The organism is Chroogloeocystis siderophila 5.2 s.c.1 (genome assembly GCF_001904655.1).
GTDB classification, from domain to species: domain Bacteria; phylum Cyanobacteriota; class Cyanobacteriia; order Cyanobacteriales; family Chroococcidiopsidaceae; genus Chroogloeocystis; species Chroogloeocystis siderophila.
The window spans coordinates 78,916-102,389 of sequence record NZ_MRCC01000017.1 but is presented as its reverse complement, the minus strand read 5'-3'; the positions used below and the strand labels follow the sequence as shown (position 1 = coordinate 102,389).

At 42.5% G+C, this 23,474-nt stretch carries 24 protein-coding genes; 13 read left to right on the top strand and 11 right to left on the bottom strand.

Going from position 1 to position 23,474, the window contains the following annotated elements; translation table 11 throughout:
- Positions 1–30 precede the first annotated feature (30 nt).
- The 4 genes from NIES1031_RS18870 to NIES1031_RS18855 all read left to right on the top strand — a co-directional run bounded on the left by NIES1031_RS18870 (position 31) and on the right by NIES1031_RS18855 (position 5,622).
- Positions 31–618, top strand: a complete 588-nt coding sequence (locus tag NIES1031_RS18870) for a GDSL-type esterase/lipase family protein (RefSeq protein ID WP_073551021.1) — start codon at positions 31–33, stop codon at positions 616–618.
- Positions 619–646: 28 nt separating this feature from the next.
- On the top strand, positions 647–3,319 hold the full coding sequence (locus NIES1031_RS18865; RefSeq protein ID WP_073551020.1) for a chloride channel protein: 2,673 nt from the start codon (positions 647–649) through the stop codon (positions 3,317–3,319).
- Between the two features lie 226 nt (positions 3,320–3,545).
- Positions 3,546–4,550, top strand: a complete 1,005-nt coding sequence (locus tag NIES1031_RS18860) for a dihydroorotate dehydrogenase-like protein (RefSeq protein WP_073551019.1) — start codon at positions 3,546–3,548, stop codon at positions 4,548–4,550.
- A gap of 4 nt (positions 4,551–4,554) precedes the next feature.
- On the top strand, positions 4,555–5,622 hold the full coding sequence (locus NIES1031_RS18855) for an ATP-dependent 6-phosphofructokinase (RefSeq protein WP_073551018.1): 1,068 nt from the start codon (positions 4,555–4,557) through the stop codon (positions 5,620–5,622).
- 9 nt (positions 5,623–5,631) lie between these two features.
- On the opposite strand, the gene NIES1031_RS18850 is transcribed toward NIES1031_RS18855, so the two are convergent.
- The gene (locus tag NIES1031_RS18850) at positions 5,632–6,615 is read right to left on the bottom strand and encodes an alpha/beta hydrolase family protein (protein ID WP_073551017.1); all 984 of its coding nucleotides are present in this window, start codon (positions 6,613–6,615) and stop codon (positions 5,632–5,634) included.
- A 53-nt stretch (positions 6,616–6,668) separates the two neighbouring features.
- On the opposite strand from NIES1031_RS18850, the gene NIES1031_RS18845 reads away from it, so the two are divergent.
- Positions 6,669–7,550, top strand: a complete 882-nt coding sequence (locus tag NIES1031_RS18845; RefSeq protein WP_330219973.1) for an MOSC domain-containing protein — start codon at positions 6,669–6,671, stop codon at positions 7,548–7,550.
- Positions 7,551–7,668: 118 nt separating this feature from the next.
- Here NIES1031_RS18845 and NIES1031_RS26425 read toward each other — a convergent pair whose 3' ends face one another.
- Entirely contained in the window at positions 7,669–7,827 is a 159-nt protein-coding gene (locus NIES1031_RS26425; RefSeq protein WP_236738912.1) for a protein-tyrosine phosphatase family protein, read from the bottom strand.
- Positions 7,828–8,231: 404 nt separating this feature from the next.
- Here NIES1031_RS26425 and NIES1031_RS26120 point away from each other — a divergent pair, with 404 nt between their 5' ends.
- From NIES1031_RS26120 to NIES1031_RS18810, 6 genes are all read left to right on the top strand, one after another.
- On the top strand, positions 8,232–8,540 hold the full coding sequence (locus NIES1031_RS26120; RefSeq protein ID WP_269086027.1) for a DUF2887 domain-containing protein: 309 nt from the start codon (positions 8,232–8,234) through the stop codon (positions 8,538–8,540).
- A gap of 61 nt (positions 8,541–8,601) precedes the next feature.
- Positions 8,602–9,033, top strand: a complete 432-nt coding sequence (locus NIES1031_RS26110; protein WP_330219975.1) for an Rpn family recombination-promoting nuclease/putative transposase — start codon at positions 8,602–8,604, stop codon at positions 9,031–9,033.
- Positions 9,034–9,177: 144 nt separating this feature from the next.
- A complete protein-coding gene (locus NIES1031_RS18830) occupies positions 9,178–10,404 on the top strand; it encodes an ABC transporter substrate-binding protein (protein WP_073551016.1) in 1,227 nt (408 codons plus the stop codon).
- 400 nt (positions 10,405–10,804) lie between these two features.
- On the top strand, positions 10,805–11,755 hold the full coding sequence (locus NIES1031_RS18820; protein WP_073551014.1) for a branched-chain amino acid ABC transporter permease: 951 nt from the start codon (positions 10,805–10,807) through the stop codon (positions 11,753–11,755).
- Between the two features lie 117 nt (positions 11,756–11,872).
- Complete coding sequence (locus NIES1031_RS18815; protein ID WP_073551013.1) at positions 11,873–13,123, top strand: cation:proton antiporter; 1,251 nt, start codon at positions 11,873–11,875, stop codon at positions 13,121–13,123.
- A 415-nt stretch (positions 13,124–13,538) separates the two neighbouring features.
- Positions 13,539–13,970: a WGxxGxxG family protein gene (locus tag NIES1031_RS18810; RefSeq protein WP_073551012.1), complete on the top strand. Its 432-nt coding sequence runs from the start codon at positions 13,539–13,541 to the stop codon at positions 13,968–13,970.
- Between the two features lie 36 nt (positions 13,971–14,006).
- Here NIES1031_RS18810 and NIES1031_RS18805 read toward each other — a convergent pair whose 3' ends face one another.
- From NIES1031_RS18805 to cysC, 5 genes are all read right to left on the bottom strand, one after another.
- A complete protein-coding gene (locus NIES1031_RS18805) occupies positions 14,007–14,480 on the bottom strand; it encodes a TspO/MBR family protein (protein ID WP_073551011.1) in 474 nt (157 codons plus the stop codon).
- 198 nt (positions 14,481–14,678) lie between these two features.
- On the bottom strand, positions 14,679–15,044 hold the full coding sequence (locus tag NIES1031_RS18800) for a hypothetical protein (RefSeq protein ID WP_073551010.1): 366 nt from the start codon (positions 15,042–15,044) through the stop codon (positions 14,679–14,681).
- 142 nt (positions 15,045–15,186) lie between these two features.
- The gene (locus tag NIES1031_RS18795) at positions 15,187–16,293 is read right to left on the bottom strand and encodes a saccharopine dehydrogenase family protein (protein ID WP_073551009.1); all 1,107 of its coding nucleotides are present in this window, start codon (positions 16,291–16,293) and stop codon (positions 15,187–15,189) included.
- 224 nt (positions 16,294–16,517) lie between these two features.
- Complete coding sequence (gene crtO, locus NIES1031_RS18790) at positions 16,518–18,212, bottom strand: beta-carotene ketolase CrtO (protein WP_073551008.1); 1,695 nt, start codon at positions 18,210–18,212, stop codon at positions 16,518–16,520.
- Between the two features lie 182 nt (positions 18,213–18,394).
- On the bottom strand, positions 18,395–19,045 hold the full coding sequence (gene cysC, locus NIES1031_RS18785) for an adenylyl-sulfate kinase (RefSeq protein WP_236738908.1): 651 nt from the start codon (positions 19,043–19,045) through the stop codon (positions 18,395–18,397).
- A 270-nt stretch (positions 19,046–19,315) separates the two neighbouring features.
- Here cysC and NIES1031_RS18780 point away from each other — a divergent pair, with 270 nt between their 5' ends.
- Both NIES1031_RS18780 and NIES1031_RS24495 read left to right on the top strand, forming a co-directional pair.
- The gene (locus NIES1031_RS18780; RefSeq protein WP_073551007.1) at positions 19,316–20,116 is read left to right on the top strand and encodes a cyclic nucleotide-binding domain-containing protein; all 801 of its coding nucleotides are present in this window, start codon (positions 19,316–19,318) and stop codon (positions 20,114–20,116) included.
- A 127-nt stretch (positions 20,117–20,243) separates the two neighbouring features.
- Positions 20,244–20,396, top strand: a complete 153-nt coding sequence (locus NIES1031_RS24495) for a hypothetical protein (protein WP_178378180.1) — start codon at positions 20,244–20,246, stop codon at positions 20,394–20,396.
- A 154-nt stretch (positions 20,397–20,550) separates the two neighbouring features.
- On the opposite strand, the gene NIES1031_RS18775 is transcribed toward NIES1031_RS24495, so the two are convergent.
- The 4 genes from NIES1031_RS18775 to NIES1031_RS23975 all read right to left on the bottom strand — a co-directional run bounded on the left by NIES1031_RS18775 (position 20,551) and on the right by NIES1031_RS23975 (position 23,441).
- A complete protein-coding gene (locus NIES1031_RS18775) occupies positions 20,551–21,351 on the bottom strand; it encodes an LmeA family phospholipid-binding protein (RefSeq protein ID WP_236738907.1) in 801 nt (266 codons plus the stop codon).
- 86 nt (positions 21,352–21,437) lie between these two features.
- Positions 21,438–22,805, bottom strand: a complete 1,368-nt coding sequence (locus tag NIES1031_RS18770; protein WP_073551006.1) for a cytochrome P450 — start codon at positions 22,803–22,805, stop codon at positions 21,438–21,440.
- Between the two features lie 153 nt (positions 22,806–22,958).
- Positions 22,959–23,234, bottom strand: a complete 276-nt coding sequence (locus NIES1031_RS18765; protein ID WP_073551005.1) for a YqhA family protein — start codon at positions 23,232–23,234, stop codon at positions 22,959–22,961.
- Positions 23,235–23,246: 12 nt separating this feature from the next.
- Positions 23,247–23,441, bottom strand: coding sequence for a hypothetical protein (locus NIES1031_RS23975; protein ID WP_143167817.1), 195 nt, complete (start codon positions 23,439–23,441; stop codon positions 23,247–23,249).
- Positions 23,442–23,474 lie beyond the last annotated feature (33 nt).

The window sequence follows — 23,474 nt, the reverse complement described above, 5'->3', positions numbered from 1 at the left end:
ACCCCTCGCCCCTCGTTCCTCACCCCTTTTATGACACGCATCTGCTTTTTTGGTGAATCTTTTGTCAATGGTACGAGCGATCCTGAGTGTCTAGGTTGGACAGGAAGAATTTGTGCTGCGGCTTGTCAACAAGGACATGACATCACTTACTACAATTTAGGAGTTCGCAGGCAAACGAGTACAGAACTCAAAAAGCGCTGGTTAGACGAGGTAAGTTGTCGCCTGAGTCCAGAATTTGATAGCAAGATTGTATTTTCATTTGGCGTGAATGACACAACGCTAGAAAATGGTAAAACTCGTGTAGATTGTTCGACTTCTATTGAGAACTTATATCATATTCTTGGTACTGCAAAGCAAATGTTTCCTGTATTAATGGTAGGACCTCCACCAACGCCTGAGCGCGAACAAAACAATAGGATTGCGTGTTTATCTGCACACTATGCTGATGTTTGTCAAAAATTAGACATTGCATATTTAGATATTTTTACTCAGTTGCAATCTTCAGCGATTTGGTTCAAAGAAGCCGCAGCGAATGACTGCTATCACCCTGGTGCAGGCGGTTATACTGAACTTGCGAACATCGTCCAAAGCTGGTCTTCTTGGTTATCGTGGTTTTAGTGAGTAGTGTTTATTACATTCGCACTTAATGTCAGTTCAGCCCTTTCGTAAATGGCTCCTACCGCGTCGGCGTTTAGCGATCGCTGAAGCGTGTTTGATCGGATTAGTTGCCGCGTTTTCTGCTATCTTACTGCGCGTTGGAGTTGGTTGGATTGGTGCATGGCGCGTTCAAGCTGCTAATTTATCTCCACCTTGGCTGATATTGCCAGGAATTGGATTTGGATTAGGATACGTTGCGGGGTTTCTTTTAGAACGGTTAGCGCCCGAAGCATCAGGAAGTGGAATTCCGCAGGTGAAAGCAAGTCTTGCAGATGCACCTGTGAAGTTATCTTTGCGGGAAGCTTTAGTTAAACTCATCGCCTCAACAATTGCCTTAGGTTCAGGGTTAACTCTCGGAAGACAAGGACCAACCGTTCATATCGGCGCAGCTTTAGCGGCACAATTTAGCCGCTGGTTTCCTACATCTCCCGAACATCGACGACAAATGATTGCAGCCGGTGCCGGTGCAGGGTTAGCCGCCGCATTTAATGCCCCAATTACAGGGGTATTATTTGTGATTGAGGAGTTACTGCAAGACTTATCAGGTTTAACGCTAGGTACAGCAATTATCGCCTCGTTTATCGGTGCGGTTGTCTCGCGCATTCTAGGGGGAAGAACTTTACAATTAAATCTCGTCTTAACAGCTTCCCAGACAAGTTTCTCCCTCACCGAACTACCGTTTTTTTTGTTGCTAGGACTCTTAGCAGGAATACTCGGCTCGTTATTTAACCGAGGCATCATTGCTAGCTCAAAATTTTACAGCCAACTGCACATAGGCTTACCACTGCGAATGGCTGTAGCAGGTGGAACTTCTGGTTTAGTCGTCGCATTTCTACCCGCTGCGTTTCGCGATAATACAGGTTTGCGCGAGTTTTTGATTACCGGAAATGCAGATTGGTCTTTAGCTGCGATCGCGTTTGTTGCGCAATTCATTTTAACACTTGTTGCATTTGGTTCGGGCGCACCTGGAGGATTGTTTGCACCGAGTCTCATCTTAGGTTCCTCGCTGGGCTATCTTGTTGGTGTCACAGAACAAAGTCTATTTGGGTTCGGTTCGCCGTCTACCTACGCGCTTACAGGAATGGGAGCGTTTTTTAGCGTCGTTTCCAAGGTTCCGATTACCGCGATCGTCATTGTGTTTGAAATGACCACCGATTTCAACTTGGTGTTACCACTGATGATCGGTTCGGTGACAGCGTACCTGGTTGCGGATAAAATTTCCCCAGGCTCACTGTACGACAAACTTTTGGAATTAAAAGGCATTCGCCTGCAAAAAGAAGGTCCGATTCAGGGACTGTTAATCGAACTCAAAGCAAAAGACGTGATGCAACCACGCGTCGAAACTTTAGCCGCACAATTGAGTTTAGATGAAACTATCCAAGCATTTTCGCGATCGCAACATCGCGGTTTTCCCGTCGTTGATGAAGGTAAGTTAGTCGGAATCGTTACGCAATCAGATTTAGCGAAAGCACGCGAACTAGAACTTCCTGGGGATATGCTTTTAAGCGAAATTATGACACCGCAGCCGGTGACAGTGCATCCTTTGCATAGCTTAAGCGAGGTGCTGTATCGGTTAGATCGGTTTAATTTAAGTCGTTTACCTGTTGTTGAAAATAAAAGACTGATTGGGATTATCACGCGGGCTGATATTATTCGTGCAGAAGCAGATAAGCTCAATGGCAAAAACCGCGAAATTGGTCCGCAACCGCAGCCTTCGTATGTCGTGTATCAAACGCGATCGCCGAGTATTGGTAGAGGTCGATTACTCGTTCCTTTAGCAAATCCTCAAACAGCAGTTTCCTTATTGCATTTAGCAACCGCGATCGCCCGCGAACGTCACTATGAACTAGAGTGTGTGCAAATCATTCTCGTTCCTCGCCGCAGTTCTCCCGCCGAAACTGAAGTGAGTACTACAAAAAGTCGGCGGTTGTTGCGCGAAGCTGAAATTTTGGCACGCAAATGGAATATTCCCATCCATACGCAAATTCGCGTTGCACACGATGTATCGCAAGCAATTTTAGAGACAGTACAAGAACGCCATATCGATCTATTATTAATGGGTTGGAAAGGAAAAACAATCACTCCTGGTCGAGTTTTTGGCAACGTTGTCGATACTTTAATCCGGCAAGCGACGTGTGATGTTGTTTTGGTAAGATTTGGTGCAGGGTTAGGTGTCAAAAACCGTGACTCTAGTAAAGATTTAGCAATTCAAGATGCAGATGCGGGAACTTTGTTGCAAGTTCAAGCTTCCCCAGAATTTAATCGCTGGCTAGTTCCCATGGCAGGTGGTCCTAATGCCAACGCTGCGGTTGAACTGCTTCCTGGTTTAATTAATACAAGTAATGCTCCGTATATTCGCTTATGTCAGGTTTTTCCACTGTCGGAAACTCAGCTAGACATGAAAGTTTTAAAAAATGCGCTGCAATATTTAATTCGGCGACGCAATTCTGTTGGTGCTGTTGTGGCAACTCCGGTGAAAGCTTCCTCGGTAGTTGAAGGCGTTCTTCATGTCATCGAGAAAGACAAGATCGATGTTGTCATGCTGGGTGCGAGTCGTGAGGGACTACTACAACAAGCAATTAAAGGCAACATTCCCGCAGAAATCGCTAGCCGTGCCAAATGCACTGTCATGTTAGTACGCGGTTCGCTGAGCCAGCAATAGACCTCAGTCAGGGTTACACAAACAGAGGAATTTAAAGAATTGGCATAAGTCCACGCAGGTGGAATTTGTTTATGTAACGGTGAATAAATTCGCGATCGCATTCATACGCCGCGTTTCTTCTTGAAAAACATCACAATTTCCTCACACCAATTTTCTATATAAATAGATGGGTAAATAAGTTGCTTAAACCGTCAATCGGTATCATTAACAAATCCAATCTTGATGTATGAACTTAACGACGACATACATGGGGTTAACACTGCGATCACCGTTGGTAGCAGGAGCCTCGCCCCTTTCCGAAGACCTTGATAACCTCAAACTCATGGAAGATGCAGGCGCAGCTGCAATTGTCTTGCATTCGCTTTTTGAAGAACAACTGCGATCGCAACGCCAAGAAGCCTACGATCTCACGCACAGTACGGCAAGTACTCAGACCGCAAGATTTCGCATTGGTTCTGAAGAATATCTCAATCACATTCGTCGCGCCAAAGAACACGTAGATATTCCGATTATCGCTAGCCTCAACGGTTCATCAGTTGGTGGTTGGACAAACTACGCCCGACAAATTGAGCAAGCCGGTGCAGATGCACTAGAACTCAACGTTTACTATGTTCCTACCGACTTGGAAGTGACAGGCGAACAGATCGAACAAACTTATATCAATATTTTGCGTGCAGTCAAAGCATCGGTGTCAATGCCTGTAGCGATTAAGCTTAGCCCCTACTTTACTAATATGGCGAATATGGCAAAGCGATGTGATGATGCAGGTGCAGATGCTTTGGTACTATTTAATCGCTTTTATCAACCAGATATTAATCTCAAAACTCTCGCCGTTGAGCCAAATATTTTATTAAGCACGCCCCAAGCAATGCGCTTACCGCTACGCTGGATTGCGATTTTGTATGGACGCATCAACGCCGGTTTAGCTGCAACGAGTGGGATTCACACTGGGCAAGATGTGGTTAAGTTACTGATGGTAGGCGCTCATGTGACAATGCTTTGTTCAGTACTCTTACAGCATGGTATCCTTCATCTCCACGTGATTGAACGCGAACTTGAGCAATGGATGACGGAACACGAGTATGAATCGGTACAGCAATTGCAAGGAATGTTAAGTCGTCAAAACTGCCCCGATCAAAGTGCATTTGAACGCGCGCAATACGTGCGATCGCTCCAAACTTACAAACCAGAATGGGCGCGTATCTACGAGTCATCTTATTACTTCGGTTAAAGTAATGGGACAAAAACGAATTGGCATTCTTACTAGTGGTGGTGATTGTCCTGGACTTAATGCAGTCATCCGCGCAGTTGTGAGCCACGCTCGGCTTACGTATAATTGGGAGGTTCTTGGTATTCCCTACGCAACTCAAGGATTGCTGGAGCGTCAAACGATTCCGTTAGATCTGCATTGCTTCGATTTAGGCGGTATCGATCCTTTACTGAGTATGGGCGGTACGATTTTAGGAACAATCAATAAAGGTGATACTCTCGCGCGGGCAACTGCAATTGTTGCAAGTTACCACGCCTTAGCGTTGAATGCACTGATTGCGATTGGTGGTGATGGTAGTTTGGCAATTCTGCATCGTTTGGCGCGTTTAGGAAACTGGAATATTGTTGCAATTCCCAAAACAATTGACAATGACGTTGCGCTTACCGAACGGGCAATTGGCTTTGATACTGCGGTTAACACAATTACCGATGCTTTAAATCGTCTCACGTTTACCGCCGCAAGTCACGATCGCGTCATGGTTGTGGAAGTTATGGGGCGCACTTCGGGACATTTGGCACTCCACGCAGGAATTGCTGGTGGTGCTGATTGCATTTTGATTCCCGAAATTTCCTATTCGATTGCAAAAATCTGCAAGCATATCCAAGACTTGCGCGATCGCGTTCATCGCCGCTTTGCGATCATTGTTGTTGCTAAAGGTGCCAAACCTGCAACCGAAACGCCAAGTTGTGACGCTGCAAGTCTCAAAGATTGTGGTATTGGTCAATATATCACAACTCAAATCAGTCGCTACTTTACAGAGCACATTGATATTCGCGCTTCGGTACTCGGACATATCCAACGCGGCGGTATTCCCTCAGCAGCGGATCGACTCATGGCAACAGCTTTTGGTAAGGCTGCTGTCGATTTAATCGCACAAGAACGCTATGATCGCATGGTTGCTTGGCAAAATGGACAAGTTATCCCTGTGCCTCTGCAAGAAGTGCTATCACATTGCCCCTTATTTGTCAATCCTCAAAGCTATTTAGTTGAAACTGCGCGCGCTGTCGGTGTTTACGTCGGAAATTTTACCTAAGTACGCAAACTACTTGCGCTCAAATGCAGCAATTAAAGGATTGTCAGACACTGAATAACGATTGAGAGTTTCCAGCGCCTTAAGTTGATGGCGAACGTGCGCATCGATAAATAAATTAATTGCTTCAGCAATTAAATTCCGCAATTGCTCTTCCGGTTGAGTTGCAGGAAAATCTAAGAAAGGTCTACCTGTCGTAGAATCAAACGGATGCGCGATAGAAAAATGGTTTGCTCCCTCTAGTAGGAGAAGATAACTATCGCCGCGATTTCCCGCGATCGCTTCTTGGAATGAGCGTGTTATTGGCGTTGTTGCGTGTTCCCAATCAACTCCATAACGATGGCTACTTTTGGCAATCACGCCGTCACAGGTTCCCCCAATCAACATCAGCGGTAAAGCATCAGGAAGAGGTAAGATTGTGTTTGGTGGATACCCTAGCTGTACGATTGCTGCTGTATGTGCACCATAGGCAAAAGCTCCGACAACTTGGGAAAAAAATCGCGGATCGGCACTTTCAATCGCGACTCTACCGCCAGCCGAATGCCCTCCTAAAATGATATGGTCTAAGTCTAGTAAACCAGCTAGAACCCCTTCAGATTGTAAACGCTCTAATGCAGCTAACAGTGTTGGCAAAGCAGAAGCTGTCGGAGCAGTACCATAGGTGTTAGGCGCTAAGTTTTTAAGTTCAACGCCAGGAGTAAGCGCGACAATTCCAGGTAAATTCTGTGCTACCCAAGCAAAAGTGACAACGACAAGCCCGCATTCTGCTAGTTTAACCGTAAGCCATTGATAAATTTCTGGACCGCAGTTGATACCATTAAAAAAAATGACGACTTTAAAAGGCGATCGCCCTTCATCCGCAGGTACAATACCCATATCCTGTTCTTGAGGGCTAGCTGATCTCTGCGCTGGATAGAAAACTTTGAGGTGAATCGTATCGTATGGAGAGGCAGCATTTTCTACTTTGGCAACTTGGAAAAATGCACGAACGCTCATATCGTAATCCTTAGTAATAAATTGGCATACTATACATAACAACGTGGCTATTGATGATTCGTCAACGAGCGTCAGATAAACTCAGCAAAGACGATTTAACTGCGCTCAAGTCCACACATTCCAAGGTAGAGGAAGCTGATATGCCTCATCTTGCCCATGTTTTGATTTATCCAATTAAATCGCTTGATGGTATTTCTGTTTCTAGTGCAACGGTTTTAGCAAGTGGTGCGTTAAAGCACGATCGCGAGTTTGCAATTGTTGATGCTCAGGGTAGATTCGTTAATGGTAAGCATAATGCACAAGTTCACTTGTTGCGATCGCACTTCTCTCTATCTCATCGGACTGTTACACTGCAAATACAAGGCGATCCAGCCCAACAAATTTTTCATCTTGATGACCAAAGACAAGCACTAGAAGCTTGGTTGAGTGATTTTTTTGGCTTTTCTGTCCAATTAAAACAAAACTTGCATACAGGCTTTCCCGACGACACTGATTCGCCAGGACCTACTGTAATTAGCACCGCAACGCTAATAGAAGTTGCTTCTTGGTTCCCTAATGTAAGTCTCGATGAAATGCGCCGTCGCATCCGTGCCAATATCGAAATCGATGGCGTTCCCGCATTTTGGGAAGATCAACTATTTAGCGCAACAGGTGATGCTGTTTCTTTTCGAGTAGGAAATGTAGAATTTCAAGGTATTAATCCTTGTCAGCGCTGTGTTGTCCTTACACGCGATTCACTGACAGCAACACCGTATCCTCATTTTCAGAAAACATTCATTGCCAAGCGCCAAGAGACATTACCTTCCTGGGTAGCAGCATCGCGTTTTAATCACTTTTTCCGCTTGAGTGTCAATACAAGAATTTCTAAAACGCAAAAAGATAAAAGTATTCACTTGGGCGATACAGTTGAAGTTTATTCTAGACAAAATAGTTAAAAGCTGTTTTGACGACAAGCATCTAAAAGTGAATTGAGTTGCGCAACAACTTTCCAAGGATCTTGACCTTTCAACATAGCAACAATTACCGCCTCATGAGGATTTATCCCTGTTCATTTTACAGCGGCGACGCATCTTTATTCGAGAAGCCACGTCCACTTACAAGCCATGCTGCTAAAACGTGTCCTGTCCGCCCAACACCTCCAGCACAATGAACAACGACTTTTTCATCTTGCTTGTTGGCAGTTCTTACAAACGGTAATATTTTCTGAGTTATAGTTACAGTCTCAGCAAAGTGAAAATCCTTAATTGGTGCCCAACAAACTTGGTTTATATCAAATTTATATTGATACTCTCCCAGTAAACCTGAATAGCAGGCTAGCTCATCTAAAAGTAAGCAGCAATTTGATATCTCGACTGTGCATAAAATCGATCATTGAGCAGATGCTTTCGTGCTTTGACGAGGTTTTCCCGAACCAAATACAATTAACTCATTCTCGCAAGCAGCAGCAAACTTATACATAATAATTCTTTTTAAGATTGCACAATAAAGGCTTTTAAAAAAACAAGCTTTTATTAAGCAAGCGTGTTAAGTATCTTGGTTTGCTTTACCACCTTTTTTATACCATACTATTTAAAGTCTATATAGATATATAGGTATCGCTTTGCTATATAATAGTAGTGAAAACAGATAGTATCTTTTATCAAATTTTTGCCGAGTTCCCTAGTAGTTTCTTTGAATTAATTAGTCGTCCTACCAATGAAGCGCAAGGATATCAATTTCGTTCGGTGGAAATCAAACAAGTTGCTTTTCGTATTGACGGCGTATTTCTTCCACTACAGAAGACTCCTATACAAACGGTGTATTTTGTAGAGATTCAATTCCAAAAAGACCAATTACTTTATCATCGGGTATTTGCAAAACTATTCTTATTTTTTAACCAAAATCCTACAAGATTGGCATACTGTAATTATTTACCCAAAGCGTAGCTTAGAACCTGATGATTCAAAGCTTCATCAAGTTTTACTAGAAAGTACGAAAGTTCAGTAGATTTATCTTGATGAACTAGATCCACAAGCAAACCAATCATTAGGTGTCGGGATTATTCAACTAATTGTAGAGTCGCACGATAATACACCACATCGCGCAAGACAACTGATAGAACAAGCAAAACAGAATGCCACAGCTTTATCAAGGCAAGCAATATCAGATTTAATCGAGACAATCATAGTTTATAAGTTTCCCAAATTGAGCCGACAGGAGATCGAAGATATGCTGCAATTCAACGAACTCAAACAAACTAGAGTTTATCAAGAAGGGCGTGAAGAAGGGCGTGAAGAAGGGCGTGAAGAAGGAATTAGAGAAGGTAAGTTAGCCGCAGTACCTTTGTTGCTAAAAGCTGGAGTGTCCGTAGAACAAATCGCCCAACAACTAGAACTTGATATAGCACTAGTAAGGCAGACCGCCCAACAGCAATTTTAATACCGATTGATCGCGTAAACTTTTTTTAAAACTGGGGACAACAACAGCAACAAATAGTAACTAAATAATCACTTACAAATACTTGGCGCGATCGCACATGCGTGGTCAAATTAAGATCATCCTACATATAGTTTTCGCCATACTATGCACAAATTTGCTGCACGTCCTTCTGCCTTATTTGTAACTTTAGCTTTACTGCTGTCTGCGTGTAGTGGAGCTAATACAGGTACAAATACAACTAATACTGCAACAAATACAACATCGAATTCAGCTTCTAATCCAATTGCTATCGGCGTGGCATTGGCACAAACGAGTAATGTTGCGTTACTAGGTCAAGAACAAGTTGCTGGCGCGAGAATTGCTGAAAAGTATTTTAACGAACAAGGCGGAATTGATGGTACGCCAATTAAGCTTGTGTTTCAAGATACTGGTGGTGATGAAGCTGGCACAATTAATGCTTTTCAAACATTAATTAATAGCGATCGCGTTGTTGGTATTGTGGGTCCAACTTTATCACAACAAGCGTTTAGTGCCGATCCAATCGCCGAAAGAGCTAAAGTTCCTGTAGTGGGACCATCAAACACTGCGAAAGGTATTCCGCAAATTGGCGATTATATCGCGCGAGTTTCTGCACCCGTATCCGTTGTTGCACCAAACTCAGTACAAGCTGCACTGAAGAGTAATCCTAATATCAGACGAGTAGCTGTTTTTTATGCACAAAATGACGCTTTTAGCAAGTCTGAAACCGAAATTTTTCAACAAACTATTAAAGAACAAGGACTCGAATTAGTCACGGTACAAAAGTTCCAGACAACAGATACAGATTTTCAAACGCAAGCGACGAACGCATTAAACTTAAAACCCGATTTAGTGATTATTTCTGGATTAGCAGCTGATGGCGGAAACTTAGTGCGACAGCTACGTGAACTGGGATATAAAGGTGCAATTATTGGCGGTAACGGTTTGAATACATCAAACGTGTTCACCGTGTGTAAAGAATTCTGTGATGGTTTATTAATAGCCCAAGCTTACAGTCCTGAACACCCTGGGGAAATGAATGCGGCTTTTCGCAATGCTTATCACAGTCAATACAAAAAAGAACCACCCCAGTTTAGCGCCCAAGCTTTTACCGCTGTACAAGTTTATGTAGAAGCCCTCAGAGCTTTAGATAGTAAAACGGACGTTAGTACTTTACCACTACCACAACTACGCACGGAACTAAATAAGCAAATCTTAGCAGGAAAGTATCAAACTCCGTTAGGTGAAATTTCTTTTACTCCCGAAGGTGAGATTGTACAAAAAGAATTTTATGTAGCTCAAATTAAAATGAATAATAACGGCAATAGTGGTCAATTTGCATTTTTAAAATAATGGAACGCTCAAATTATTCCAGCAATAATATTGATACTAAGTGCCAAGATTATCGTATTAAAGAAAGTAATAACTCTATGTATGTATCAAAGCAAAACGCTGCAAGATACATAATCTTACTTGAAAAACGGAAAATTGGCACATCAGACCAATTCCAAAAGTCCCAACCAACGATGATGCAGGCTGCTGGACGCAACTATAGCAAGACGCATTCAGGTTAAGACAATCATATTGAGTAAATGCATTATTCTATAAAGCTTTTTTAAAAGCTAATTGCTAAGCGCTATAAAAGGGTAGTATGCAACAAACCGAGTATAGAAAATTTTAGAGTAGTTAGTAATTAGTTATTATTGACCGCGACTTAAAGTTATAGGTTTGATTAAAAGTTATAAGTATAAAAATGGATATAACGCTGTTTTTACAACAAGTTCTTAACGGTTTATCGATTGGCAGCGCTTACGCTATTTTTGCTTTAGGATATACTCTCATATTTTCGATTTTAGGTATTATTAATTTTGCTCACGGAGCCATCTTTACCTTAGGTGCCTATTTTACGTATGCACTGATGGGTGGTGCGTTTGGGTTTAATGGTTTGCTTGCGAATGCTGTGTTACCGATTCAGTTACCATTTGCTCTTGCTTTGGTCTTGGGAAGCACGTTCGCTGGTTTAGTGGGTGTTGCCGTTGAACGCATTGCTTTTCGTCCGTTACGCCGTCGTGGTTCTGATCCCTTGCTAACAGTTGTTTCAAGTTTAGGTGTAGCGGTGGTGATTGTAAATGTAATTCAATACTTAGTAGGTGCAGAAAGTTATACTTTTCCTGCGGGTACATACGGAAACCTCCCCGCGGCAATTAACTTTGGTACAGCAGAACAACCCGTACCAATTCGCAGTGTACAAGTGGTTATATTCACTGTATCTGTTGTGATTTTGACAATTTTAACGTTGTTTATCAATCGCACTAAGTATGGTAAAGCGATGCAAGCCCTTGCTGAAGATCCAACGACGGCAAGTTTACTGGGAATCAACACTGATCGCTATATTGTCCTAACATTTTTTATCAGCAGTTTTCTCGCGGGTTTAGCCGGAACTTTGGTTGCTTCGAGTGTGAGTATTGCAGGACCGTATTTTGGGATTGCTTTCGGTTTAAAAGGTTTAGCAGTGATTGTCCTTGGAGGATTAGGGAGTATTCCTGGTGCAGTCTTAGGCGGTTTAATGATTGGCTTGGTTGAAGCCTTTGTCCCTGGAGAGTACTCGGCGTACAAAGATGCGGTTGCTTTTGGTATCTTATTCGTTATGCTGCTGGTGAGACCTCAAGGTTTATTAGGACGCCGGTTTGTGCAAAAAGTATAATATATCTAAGTATTACCTATTACTTTTTATCAAATACTAAATACCCCTACAAGCTGATTGAGCAGCAAGTGCGATCGCATTAGACTTTTTTAACATCCCTCAATCACATTCGCGGCAATGGTAGATATCTACATCCTAGACCTACTCGTGATAGGTCTTTTGTTATTGTGCGTCACTCTAGGTTCAGGATGGATTTCCCGTTTACCAATTTCTTTTGCCTTAATCTACTTGGTAGTGGGTGTCGTTCTTGGCCCGTATGGGTTGAATATCGTTCAAATACGTCCTGATGCGCAGTTCTTAGAACGCTTGACTGAATTTGTTGTGATTGTTTCGCTGTTCAGTTGTGGCTTAAAAATGAATCGCCCTTTAAATGCAGGTGCGTGGCGTTCGACAATCCGCTTGATCGGTTTTTTGATGCCATTGTCCATTTTTGCGATCGCCGCGATCGCGCATTGGTTTTTGCGCATAGAGTGGGGACCCGCCATTTTGTTAGGAGCAATTCTAGCACCGACTGACCCCGTATTAGCCTCAGAAGTCCAACTAACACATACCGAAGATGGTGACGAGTTACGCTTTGGTTTAACCTCCGAAGGTGGCTTAAATGATGCCTTAGCCTTTCCCTTCGTCTACTTTGGAATTCATTGGTTTGAAGACGGCAACAACTGGCAAGAGTGGTTTGGGCAATGGGTTGGAATCGATTTAATTTGGGCAGTTGCGGTAGGTATGGTAATGGGAATCGCAGTTCCCTGGGCTGTGGTGACGATTGACCAAAAGATTCAAAAGCATACTAAAGTCGATGACTTGATGGAGGACTTTGTCGCGCTGAGTATTATTTTGCTTACCTACTCTTTGACAGAAGTTGTCAACGGCTATGGATTTTTAGCTGTTTTTGTCGCTGGAATCGTTGCGCAGCGGCGTTATGAAGATCCTGAAAAACCCTTCTCTCAAAGAGAATTCACCGAACGCATCGAGAAACTCCTTGAAGTAGCAACAATTTTAATTTTAGGGTCAATGCTACGAATATCCGCAATTCAACAACACGCGATCGCTGCTTTGATCGTTGGTGGGTCGCTGTTATTTATTATTCGTCCGCTAGGAACCTGGTTAAGTACCCTAGGTGGCGGTTATCGTCCGATCACGCGTTGGTTGTTTGGCTGGTTTGGCGTGCGTGGTGTTGGTTCTATTTATTACCTCACCTATGCCTTTGGTCACGGTTTGGAAGGTCAATTAGGCGAACAAATTGCTTGGATTACTTATATCACAATTGTGGCGTCTGTGATTCTGCATGGCATCAGTACCACACCATTGATGAATGCATACAATCAGTGTAAAAACAACCGTAGTAGAAAGATTGATGTATCTACGTGATTTTTGCATTCTGTACTTGCAATTTATTAGCCCTAATTGCCTGAATTGAGGTAATAACCGAGTTTATCTCATCCACTAAGTGTTCATCTTACAGGTCTTGTATCAATAAATACGATTTTGCTTAATCAGAGCTGAGTCTTTTGGTAGAAGTTACTTGTAATTGAAGAGGCTAAGTTTTATAAGAGTAATCTTCGTCAAAATGGCAGGCAATTGAATAAAGGGGGTGTATGAGAGATTCAATAGTGATCGCATTTAACATCAAGGCTTAATAACTTCTCTCACACTCTTCTAGTAAGCATTTGATAAAAAGCATTTCTCGCCTAGAAATCCACATTTAAGACTCAAACTAGCGCCACAAACATCTCTTGCTGATTTTAGTACTTACGGTTGAAAAAACTATAAACTCAATACAAACATGAAACGTTCTCATCTCAATAAAATCATTTTGGCAGGTTTGACTTTCAGTCTAGCGACTTTGCCTTTAACAGTTCCTGCGATCGCGCAGGCGGCTGGTACAACTGGTACTACTACGCCAGGTACTACTCCTGGTGGTACAACGGGGACCACTACCACAACGCCAGGTACTACTCCTGGTGGTACAGCCCCAGGTACAACAACGACACCAGATGGTGACACTACAACGGGCGGTACTATTCCTGGTGAACCGACCTATGGTGGAACAACAGCTACTACCACTGAAACTCAAACAAATGATGGTGGTGGTTCCTGGGGTTGGCTTGGTTTACTTGGTTTACTTGGCCTAGCTAATTTATTCCGCAAGCCTGCTGAGCCAGCGTATCGCGATCCTAATACAGTCAGTACAGGTAGAGGGACGACTAGATATTAATTAGCAAAAGGGGTGAGCTTTTGACTCACCCTTATTTTATGTAGCTTCGGGATTTAACTGCATCATTTCCCAAGTTATATAAGTACCAACGGGACTCCACAGAATATATGGCAAAAGTAGCAAAGCTGCTAAACCTGAAATATTCCCAACAATAAGTGTTAGTATAATGCCGAGAACAACTCCACTACTACCTAGAGTTGTACCGATTTTCAAATTTCGCGATCGCAGTGTGGCAGGAATATAAGCAACTGTGACTATTTCCAACAACAAGTAAAGTCCCATAAGTAGCCAAGTTGAAAAGCTTCCAGGAGCTTTTTCCCAAACAGTCGCAGCCGATAAGGCTCCACCAGTGAAAACTATTGTCCAAATAACAGGAATTAGTGGCTCAAAAACCAACCACTTTGGTCGATTTAAGTTTTTTGCCCATTGTGTATCGCGTGGTCTAAAAAATAGACTAGCTAGGGCAAGTAATAGAGTTATTCCTCCAATAATCATCCAAGGTTTGAGCATTTTGATTTACCTACGGTTGCAGTTATCGCACTTCGGTGGAGCTACGAATCAATCGACGTTAACTCAATCGTGTCAATTGGCGATCGCAATTTAATCAGCCTTAGGTAAGAAAGCCAAAATTATAATTTATTTTTTGAATAATGTCGGTAAATCGAGCCTAAACTTATACTCAAATACCGACATCAAATTCAGTTTTTTCTATTCGTTTCCTTTGACTTTTTCTACTATTTCTTTCGCTTTTTCTAGTAAACCTTCTTCGGATTTAGACGTCGTTACAGTGTTTACGTTGACTGTTTTATTAGGTTTTGTCAATATATTAGCCTTTGCCGAAGCTTGCTTTGCTTCTTCAAGCATTCCAGCCCCTTCACCCAACTCATAGGCACGTTCAATCTTTTCTTCTGATGTGAGAAATTTTTCTTGTGGAGGTACCAATTTTTGTTCTGCATACGTAGTAGCATAACTAGGTGCAGTACCAACAATAACTAAACATGGTATTAAGATAAGTATCAAACAAATGGCAAAAATTCGTAGAGCTACTCGCCATGAATTCAAAAGTCGTTGCATGAGATTATCCTCGCTAGATGAAGGCTAGTAGTGTGTAGCGTAGTTATGGATTAAATCCAACACTAATCTGTAAGAACCGCATACTACTTTGATAAATTTAGTGCTGCCTTCTCTCTAAAGATAGATTAGAACTAAAAAATCGTCATAGCCATTCGTGATGCAGTTTTATGCCTCGGCTAGCAATAGCTTGATGGAACAAATTTGTAGGTACAGCTTGTTCTACAGCCCAAACTCCAGGTTTTTTGAGTTTTCCTTCGAGTAAGAATTGAGCTAGACTACCTGTACCGCAACCAGCGGCGATCGCCGTATTTTCATGTACTAAAGTTGAACAATAAGTTGCTTGCGTGCCTTGTTTATCGCCGCTAACTTCTGAACGAATTGCCACACCAATCCCACTAAAATGATTCGTGACGTCGGTCATAGTATGGCTGACATAAGCTAAAAATTCGATTGCACTTGATTTTTGCATCAACGGTTTAGGAAACCAGTGCGCCGCAATCCAGGTGAGGTGATTATAAAAATCAGGACGCGAACCAAATTTTGTAATAACGGTTTTGACAGTTGGAAATGCTTCGGGTAAAGTAAATGCTTCTGGCATATTAAACCAGTAAACGTGCGATCGCCCGTAGGGTTTGGGAAACTCAATTGCTTCGCGATCGCTGTACGGGTTCACTTGTTGCCATTGACCATCAATCCAAGCCTCAAAGGGTTTCTGCAATCCCAAAAACGTGGTACGCATCACCGTAACTCCCGCACCACCAGAACCGGAAACGATATAACTCAAATGAATGCGTTGGGCTTGGTCAAATTGCTCAACACCTTCGCGCACCATACTATTAGAAATCCCAGGGAATATCCCCGTATTAACAATTGCGGTAACTCCCGCCTCTGCTGCGGCAGATTGGTATGCTAAAGCTTTACGCGTAAAAGAAGGATGATCGCTCACATCTAGATAATTTACACCTTGCTCTATGCAAAGTTTCAGGACACTAGCATCGCGATAATGGAATGGACCAGCGCTGTGTACTACAAGATCGGCTGATGCGATCGCTTTTCTCAGGACTTCGATATCAGCTAGATCGAGCGTCAAAACCTCTACTTGAGAACCCAAACTCTCCTTAACAGCGATCGCTGCGGCTGGTTTTCTAGTTGTAATTATTATTTCTGCTTGAGTATAGGTGGCAATATCTTGGGCTACACTACTGCCAATCCTCCCCCGACCTCCAAGAATGAGAACCCTCGCCGTCATTGGTTAAGATTTGGTCACATTGTATATACTATTGCAGCAAAATTGCTACATTTTTGCCTCTATAGGAGGTATTAGATGAGGGTGAGGGGTCGATCATAAAAGCTTTTTTTAAATTAAAATCTCCCAATGCGTGGGCAGCCACTGCGCCCTTGGAGGTGTCCTCGTTGAGTGCAAGTGGCGTGGATTTAGGGGGCGAAAAGCCTCAAACAACCAGCATCAAGAACTTAGTTAATTTTAAACACTGACTCGACAGTAGATTTAATCGAATCTCTAGCATCGCGTAGCGTTTGTGCGATCGGCTGTTGCGTTTGCAGAAATACCCGCGCGCAATTGCGTCCTGGCATTCCCGAAATTGAGCCACCTGGATGAGTTCCGGCACCAGTAAGATACAGATTATCAATAGGTGTACGGTAGTTCGCGATTTCTGGTAACGGGCGGAAGAATACCATTTGATCTAACGTCATATCGACGTGGTAATAGTTACCTTTGTATGCGCCGAGGCGTTTTCCTAATTCTGCGGGGCTTTCGACTTGTCGGGCAATGATTGCGTTTTTGACATTCGGTGCGTAGTCTGCGAGTTTATCAATTACGCGATCGGCAACTTTATTTTTAAGTTCGTCTGTCCAACCAGTACCGTTTAAGCCGGTACCTTCAGCACCCGCGATTTGATATGGTGCAAAAAACTCGATCCATGCGGTGTGCTTTCCAGGAGGTGCCATTGAAGGATCGCGTACGGTGGGAACTACCAAATACATCGACGGATCGTCATCGGGAATCTTACCCAAAGTACATTCGCTATGTGCTTTTTCGACATGACTCACCGAATCGGCAATTAATACCGAACCGATGAGATATTCCTCTTTATGGTCGAATCGTTCAAAGCGCGGTACTTCATCTAACGCTAAGTCAATTTTAAGGATTGTTTCATTATTATTCACAATTCGGCGTTCTAAGCGTTCGCGCAAATGAGGTTCGACTTGATCGATATCACTTTTATCTACTAGTTGCAGAAAGACTCGCTTCGCGTCGATATTCGAGATGACACCTTTGTTCGCACGGTATTCTTGACCACCTGCAACGCGAACGCCAACAGCTTTACCATTATCGACTAAAATCTTCTCGACGTGAGAGTCGCAAAGAACAACGCCACCCTTGCTTTTGACTAAATTGAGTAACGCTTGTACCAGCGCACCTGTACCGCCGCGCGGTCTTGCCATTCCAGGGTCGTGGCGCATTGCCATCATAATTGCACCAACTGCGATCGTTTTTTGCGAAGGCGGCGCACCGAGTTCAGCAGCGAGTCGGGCTAGTGGTGCTTTGAGAAATTCGGAGTCGAACCACTCGTTGAGTAGATCTTCAGCACTCGTCAACATCGTGCGGATAAAGTCGAGTGTTTTCGATGGTGCGCCAATGACAGAGAATAAGTCTCTAATTTTTTTAATATCGTAGTTGCCAAGAATATCAATAACAGATTTTGGTGGGGCGTTGAACATCGGAATCATCGCGCCTAGTGCCCGTTGCCAGTAATCGGTATATTCAGCATATTTTTTCGCGTCACGTTCGCTATAGCGTGCAATCTCTGCGCAGGTTTTTTCTAGCGATTTATGACCTAAAAAGTACTTACCGTCTGGATGCGGGCAAAAGACGACAGGATCGCATTCTAGGTATTCTAAACCATACTTCTCGAGTTCGAGTTCTTCAACAACCGGACCTAAGTGAATAAACTCATGGTCGATCGCGCACAAGTTAAATTTAAAACCAGGTGCTTCTTGCGGTAACGATTCCTCGGTAGTTGCTGCGCCACCAGGAAGCGAACGCTTTTCTAGTAATAAAACACTATAACCAGCTTTAAGTAAATACGCGGCGCATACAAGACCATTATGTCCAGCGCCAATAATCACAACATCATACGCTTGCATGGGTGAACTCCACCGATCAGGTACCTTCCCGATATCTTAGAAATAAGTTAAATATTACAAAATCATTCGCGGGTTAGAGAGCTTATTCCTTTTGGCTAACGCGTTAGCCAAAATTGGGAAGAACCAAGCCAGAAGCGAGAATGTGAGGAGAAAGCTGCTTCTTGCTTCAGAGAAACTTAATTTTAAATAAAGAATTCAATCTGTGGCTTGGGTGGAATGCAATCGCGTTGTTCGAGTTCCGCGAGAATTTTGGCGACGCTTTCTTCTAGGGTTTCTTCGGCGGTGTAGCAAACAATATCTGGGTTTATCGGTTCCTCGTAGGGATCGTCAATACCTGTAAAAGCGCGAATTTCACCAGCGCGTGCCATTGCGTATAATCCTTTAACATCGCGTGTTTCGCACACCTCCAGCGGTGCATTCACAAAGACTTCGATAAAGTTTTCGGTTGTGGCGCGTAAGTTTTCTCGCGCATCTTGATAAGGACTAATCGCCGCAACAATTGTCGCAACTCCATTGCGACTTAGAAGGTTTGCGACAAAACCAATACGACGAATATTCGTGTTGCGATCTTCGCGGCTATAGCCTAAGCCTTTGGAAAGGTTGGTGCGCACCACATCGCCGTCAAGAACTTCGACTAGACAACTGCGTTCTTTCAGTTCTTGTTCGATTCTTCGAGCAATTGAGCTTTTACCTGAACCACTTAGCCCTGTCAACCAGAGAACAAACCCTTGATTTGCCGGGTATTTTCGTTCAGGAAGGAGTTCTTCCTCATCGTCTATAGGCGCATCATCTACAATTTCTGTTCGCAACCACTCTTGCATCTTATGTCCCATAGAAAACATCTCTACTAATTCTAATAGCGGCGATCGCTTTTAGCGCAGTGCTATGCGCGATCGTCATTTAAGACCTTGAGCAGAAACCATCAAGAACTCTTAAGATTATCGTTTAACAGAGTTAACATCAGTTTCTATTGAAATTCAATCATATCTGTAACTTGCTAAAAACGCAATTACAATTCAAAACATTTGAAATACAAATTTTGTGAGAAGTACAATTGTATTTCATGCAACAATAAAGAAAATTGCTTGCTCAAAGTCTTCGGCATGGCAACACAAGCTAAGCATCTTACGGAACCTAACATCGTCAGGGTGTTAACTCAAAGTAACTATCTCTTTCGAGGCTTGGATGAAGCATGGCTAAGTAGCTACCTGCGTCTTGATGACATATCACAAGTGAAGTTATATGCGAGTCGTCCAATTTATACAGCTTTTCAGAAAGGTGAAACTCTAGACGTGTTATATGCGATCATGGCTGGAGGTCCTGTGGTGATCCGCAGCACTCCTTTAGATCGAGTCATTGGTATTAGCTATCCTGGTAGTTGCTTTGGAATGCAAAGTTTACCTTTTAGCTACGGACTGATCTGTAAGGCATTTCCTAGCTTGGTAGAAGCTTATAAAACAACGGATGTCATCAAAATTCCAGTCGAAACAGTGCAAGCACTTTACGAAGATAGTGAAGTCTTTCGCCAGCGCTACGATTTGCTATTTGAACTCCAACAAAAATTTCAATATCATTTACTCAATGGCAGCACTTACCCGCCGCAAGCTGTTGCAGCTTTGTTACGTGCGCTGGTGTATCAAGAACGTGAACTAGGCAATCAACCAGAAACAAACGCAACTTATATCTTTGACTTACCCATTGATGTGATTGCGCGTGCCAGCCAACTTAACCATCGTACTGTTGAGCAAGTAATTAAAGGAATGCGTCAAGTTAAGTTACTTGCACCAGTAAAAGCAAGCGATCCTTCAAGTGACACAATTAAAGTTATCGATGCTGAACGGTTGAAGGAAACTTACAGCGCGACGAGAGATAAAGTATCGTGGTGGCCCTTACGTGATAAGTAAGCTTGGCGCTTTAACTTGTTTTCAGGAATGAATAGTTGGCTAATTACTTATTATGGCAATGAGTTCATATCCGTCAAACTGATTTAATATAATCTGTAAGACGCTTTTCTACATCATAAAAGTTGTTATGTCTTTTGCTAGATACATCGAGCAGACTGATCCGCCGCGTCCTGCTAGAGAAACGCTACCCACGATGTATGATTTACCCAGCGAAGATCCACAGGAGCCTGGCTTGCCCGATGAGTTTCATGACTTTCAACCTGAATTATTACTGAGGTAGAACAAGAACGCCAGCGTGCAGAACGACTAGCAGAGCGGTTAAGAGCTTTGGGCATTGACCCAGATGAGGATACTCTAACCGAGAAGTCTTAGAATTTAGAAGTCATGCCAAATTGTGTTTGGTGAGGTGATCGCTTACGAACTCCAAAACGATATTATTGTTCCATCGTAGGAAGTTCGCGAACTAAAGCTTGAGCTTGAAGTAAAATACTGCCCTGCTGTACTTCCATGTTGCTCACACGCAACACCATTGTATCTAAATCGATGTAAGCGGAATTAACCAGTTCCTTGACTTTTTGCATCAAAGCCGCAGTAAATTCCAAGGAAAAGCCATCGCCTTCGGTACAGGTAAACCCTTCTAGCATGATTGGTTCAGTTTGAGTACGCGGGCGTGCTGTTGCATGAAAGGCAACTTGGCGGTTAGTACCTTTTTCCTGCAACACAGCCTGACCATCAAACACCATTTGATTGTTACCTGGTAGCGTGAGTTGCATTTGCTGCATTGCCAAGTTGACCTTTTCCCCATCGACATCCAAATCAAATTGCGCTTGGTCAAGAACATAATCGCTATTCAGCGCGCGGTTGAGATCATCTTGAGACATGACTAGACGGGCGTTAGCTTGTACCGGTTGATTGAGTTCGACTTGTCCAAGTAAAGCACTGAAAGGATTGATGTCAATTTTATCTGTAGACAGTTCCATGTGCTGGACGCGGATATCTTTTTGCAGTACAACACCTTCACCAGCGATCGCAACGGAATCTGCTTGTCCTTGTAAAATCTTCCACAGATCAGTTTTAACCTCGACATTAATTTCCTCAGCTTGCTCGATTTGGCTAGAAAGTCCAATTTCTGCTGCTTTACTGATAGCCTGTTCTTCTAACCGTGTGTCATCCAACATGATATTTGCGATTTCCTCTGATGCTACTAATTCAAAGCTTGCGTTGTACAAACTCAAGATTTATAAGTCTTCTAACTGTTACTGTAGAAGTTGCAGCAGCAACGGAAATCTATATTACGGAATAAACACTTTGGTAGAAAAAACTACATTTTTACCGGTACTTTTGCAGGTTGTTGTGCTTTGACTACCATGTTCATTCCACTCGCTGAAGGAATGATGGTAATTCCACGACGCACTGGATGTGCTGGACGCGAATCAGCTAAAGCTAAGTGAAAGCGCGATAAAATAGTTGCCAGCACAAGTTTCATTTCATACATTGAAAACGCTATTCCAATACAGCCACGAATACCACCACCAAAGGGTAAATATTCGTATGGTGAAAACTTCCGCGTTAAAAATCTTTCTGGTAAAAATTCTTCAGGTTGAGGATAAGTTTCTGGGCGACGATGCGCTAAATAAATGCAAGGAACAACAATAGTTTCCGCATGAAAAGTTTCGCCTGCTATTTGTACCGAATCTCTAACCATTCGTGGCGTACAAATTAAGCCAATAGGATAGATTCTCAGTGTTTCTTGACAGATTGCGGTTAAATAGGGTAAAGCAGCAACATCTTCAGGATTCGCCGAAGATGCGGCTAATTCTTGTAGTAATTTTGCCAAAACTTGTGGCGAAGAGTGAATTAAATAAAACGCCCAACTTAAAGCTGCTGCTGTAGTTTCGTACCCTAACAACAGTAGTGAAACTAATTGATCGCGCAACTCTACATCAGTCAGAGGTTGACCGTTTTCATCGCGTGCAGCTATTAACATTGAAAGAATATCACTACGCGTAGTCTTGTTTTCTTGCCTACGCTGCGCAATTTCGCTATAAATTAACTCATCAATCGCTTGTCGGCGTCGTAAAAATTTTCCCCAAGGACTCCAGGCACCCAAATCCTTTTGTAGCGGTGGAAAGAAAAACAAACTAGAGTACAAAGGCTTCGTGACATCATCTAATAGCGAACCAAGTAACATTTGAATTTTGTCATAGCGCGTTCCTGGACTAATTCCAAAGACAACTCGTAAAATAATCTGCAAAGTAATATTTGACATTTCGTGCTGTAGCGAAATGACTTTTCCTACAGACCATTGGTCAGTGACGTTTGTCGTAATTTGCGCGATAATTTCACCATAAGCTTTCATGCGATCGCCATGAAACGGTGGCATCATTAATTGTTTCTGGCGCTGATGACTACGACCTTCTTGTAAAATAATTGATTTCTCTCCCATCAACGGTTTGAAAACATGAGTAGCCTTTTTAAAATCAAACTTCTCACCTGGTAAAGCAAAGATTTCTTTAATAGCTTGGGGACTACCAAAAAACACAACTGGTGGAGAATTCAAACCTAGTACTCTAACAGTAAAAGGATCTCCATACCGCTGCACACAACTTTCTAAGAACTTAGTTGGTTCAGAAATTAATTGCAAAGTTTGCAGTAGTGCAGGAGTTTGTATAGAAGAAGTTACTCGCATTTCAAATTTAAGCTATTTATATATTTATCTTATTAACTATTTTCTACAGCTACTATAGCGCTTCTAAACCATTCGTAACATCTTTCCTAATTTTTCTCTCTGTGTTCTCAGCGTCTCTGCGGTTGTTAAAAAATTGCTATTTATTTTAAATTTTTATGAATTTTTCTTCAAGTTAGGAACCCAATTAGTAAAAATGGCTAAGGCAACAATTACTAAAGCCACAGATGCACCGAAGGGTAATAAGTTAGGAATATTATTAACAACTGCCCCAAGAAATAGAATAAATATAACAGCAACAACAGTACCAATAAGATTATCTTGAAGATCGCCAAGATTGCCAATTAATAACCAGCTTGGCAAATTAAGCTGACTAATAAAAAGCTCGTCTAAACCAAGACAGATCACTAAAATTACAGTTGCCAAAAGCACAAGATCAGCTATTTATAAAAAACTAATAGCAGCATCAAAAACAACAGTTTTAGATAAGCCGCCACTAAAACTTCGTTGAAGCAAATTAATAAAAGCAGCCAAGGTTTGTATAGTACAATAAATCATCAATACCAAGGCTACTAACACATTAGACAAAGCAGGCAAAATCATAATATATTTTGAGGAAGAGAGTAGGCGACGCATCATAAATGTTTAAAATATTGTGCTATGCAAACGATA

Bases quoted from the DNA above. Each gene is read 5' to 3' on its own strand.
- NIES1031_RS18870 (WP_073551021.1), top strand. From the start codon at position 31: ATGACACGCATCTGCTTTTTTGGTGAATCTTTTGTCAATGGTACGAGC.
- NIES1031_RS18865 (WP_073551020.1), top strand. From the start codon at position 647: ATGTCAGTTCAGCCCTTTCGTAAATGGCTCCTACCGCGTCGGCGTTTA.
- NIES1031_RS18860 (WP_073551019.1), top strand. From the start codon at position 3,546: ATGAACTTAACGACGACATACATGGGGTTAACACTGCGATCACCGTTG.
- NIES1031_RS18855 (WP_073551018.1), top strand. From the start codon at position 4,555: ATGGGACAAAAACGAATTGGCATTCTTACTAGTGGTGGTGATTGTCCT.
- NIES1031_RS18850 (WP_073551017.1), bottom strand. From the start codon at position 6,615: ATGAGCGTTCGTGCATTTTTCCAAGTTGCCAAAGTAGAAAATGCTGCC.
- NIES1031_RS18845 (WP_330219973.1), top strand. From the start codon at position 6,669: ATGATTCGTCAACGAGCGTCAGATAAACTCAGCAAAGACGATTTAACT.
- NIES1031_RS18830 (WP_073551016.1), top strand. From the start codon at position 9,178: ATGCACAAATTTGCTGCACGTCCTTCTGCCTTATTTGTAACTTTAGCT.
- NIES1031_RS18820 (WP_073551014.1), top strand. From the start codon at position 10,805: ATGGATATAACGCTGTTTTTACAACAAGTTCTTAACGGTTTATCGATT.
- NIES1031_RS18815 (WP_073551013.1), top strand. From the start codon at position 11,873: ATGGTAGATATCTACATCCTAGACCTACTCGTGATAGGTCTTTTGTTA.
- NIES1031_RS18810 (WP_073551012.1), top strand. From the start codon at position 13,539: ATGAAACGTTCTCATCTCAATAAAATCATTTTGGCAGGTTTGACTTTC.
- NIES1031_RS18805 (WP_073551011.1), bottom strand. From the start codon at position 14,480: ATGCTCAAACCTTGGATGATTATTGGAGGAATAACTCTATTACTTGCC.
- NIES1031_RS18800 (WP_073551010.1), bottom strand. From the start codon at position 15,044: ATGCAACGACTTTTGAATTCATGGCGAGTAGCTCTACGAATTTTTGCC.
- NIES1031_RS18795 (WP_073551009.1), bottom strand. From the start codon at position 16,293: ATGACGGCGAGGGTTCTCATTCTTGGAGGTCGGGGGAGGATTGGCAGT.
- crtO (WP_073551008.1), bottom strand. From the start codon at position 18,212: ATGCAAGCGTATGATGTTGTGATTATTGGCGCTGGACATAATGGTCTT.
- cysC (WP_236738908.1), bottom strand. From the start codon at position 19,045: ATGGGACATAAGATGCAAGAGTGGTTGCGAACAGAAATTGTAGATGAT.
- NIES1031_RS18780 (WP_073551007.1), top strand. From the start codon at position 19,316: ATGGCAACACAAGCTAAGCATCTTACGGAACCTAACATCGTCAGGGTG.
- NIES1031_RS24495 (WP_178378180.1), top strand. From the start codon at position 20,244: ATGTCTTTTGCTAGATACATCGAGCAGACTGATCCGCCGCGTCCTGCT.
- NIES1031_RS18770 (WP_073551006.1), bottom strand. From the start codon at position 22,805: ATGCGAGTAACTTCTTCTATACAAACTCCTGCACTACTGCAAACTTTG.
- NIES1031_RS23975 (WP_143167817.1), bottom strand. From the start codon at position 23,441: ATGATGCGTCGCCTACTCTCTTCCTCAAAATATATTATGATTTTGCCT.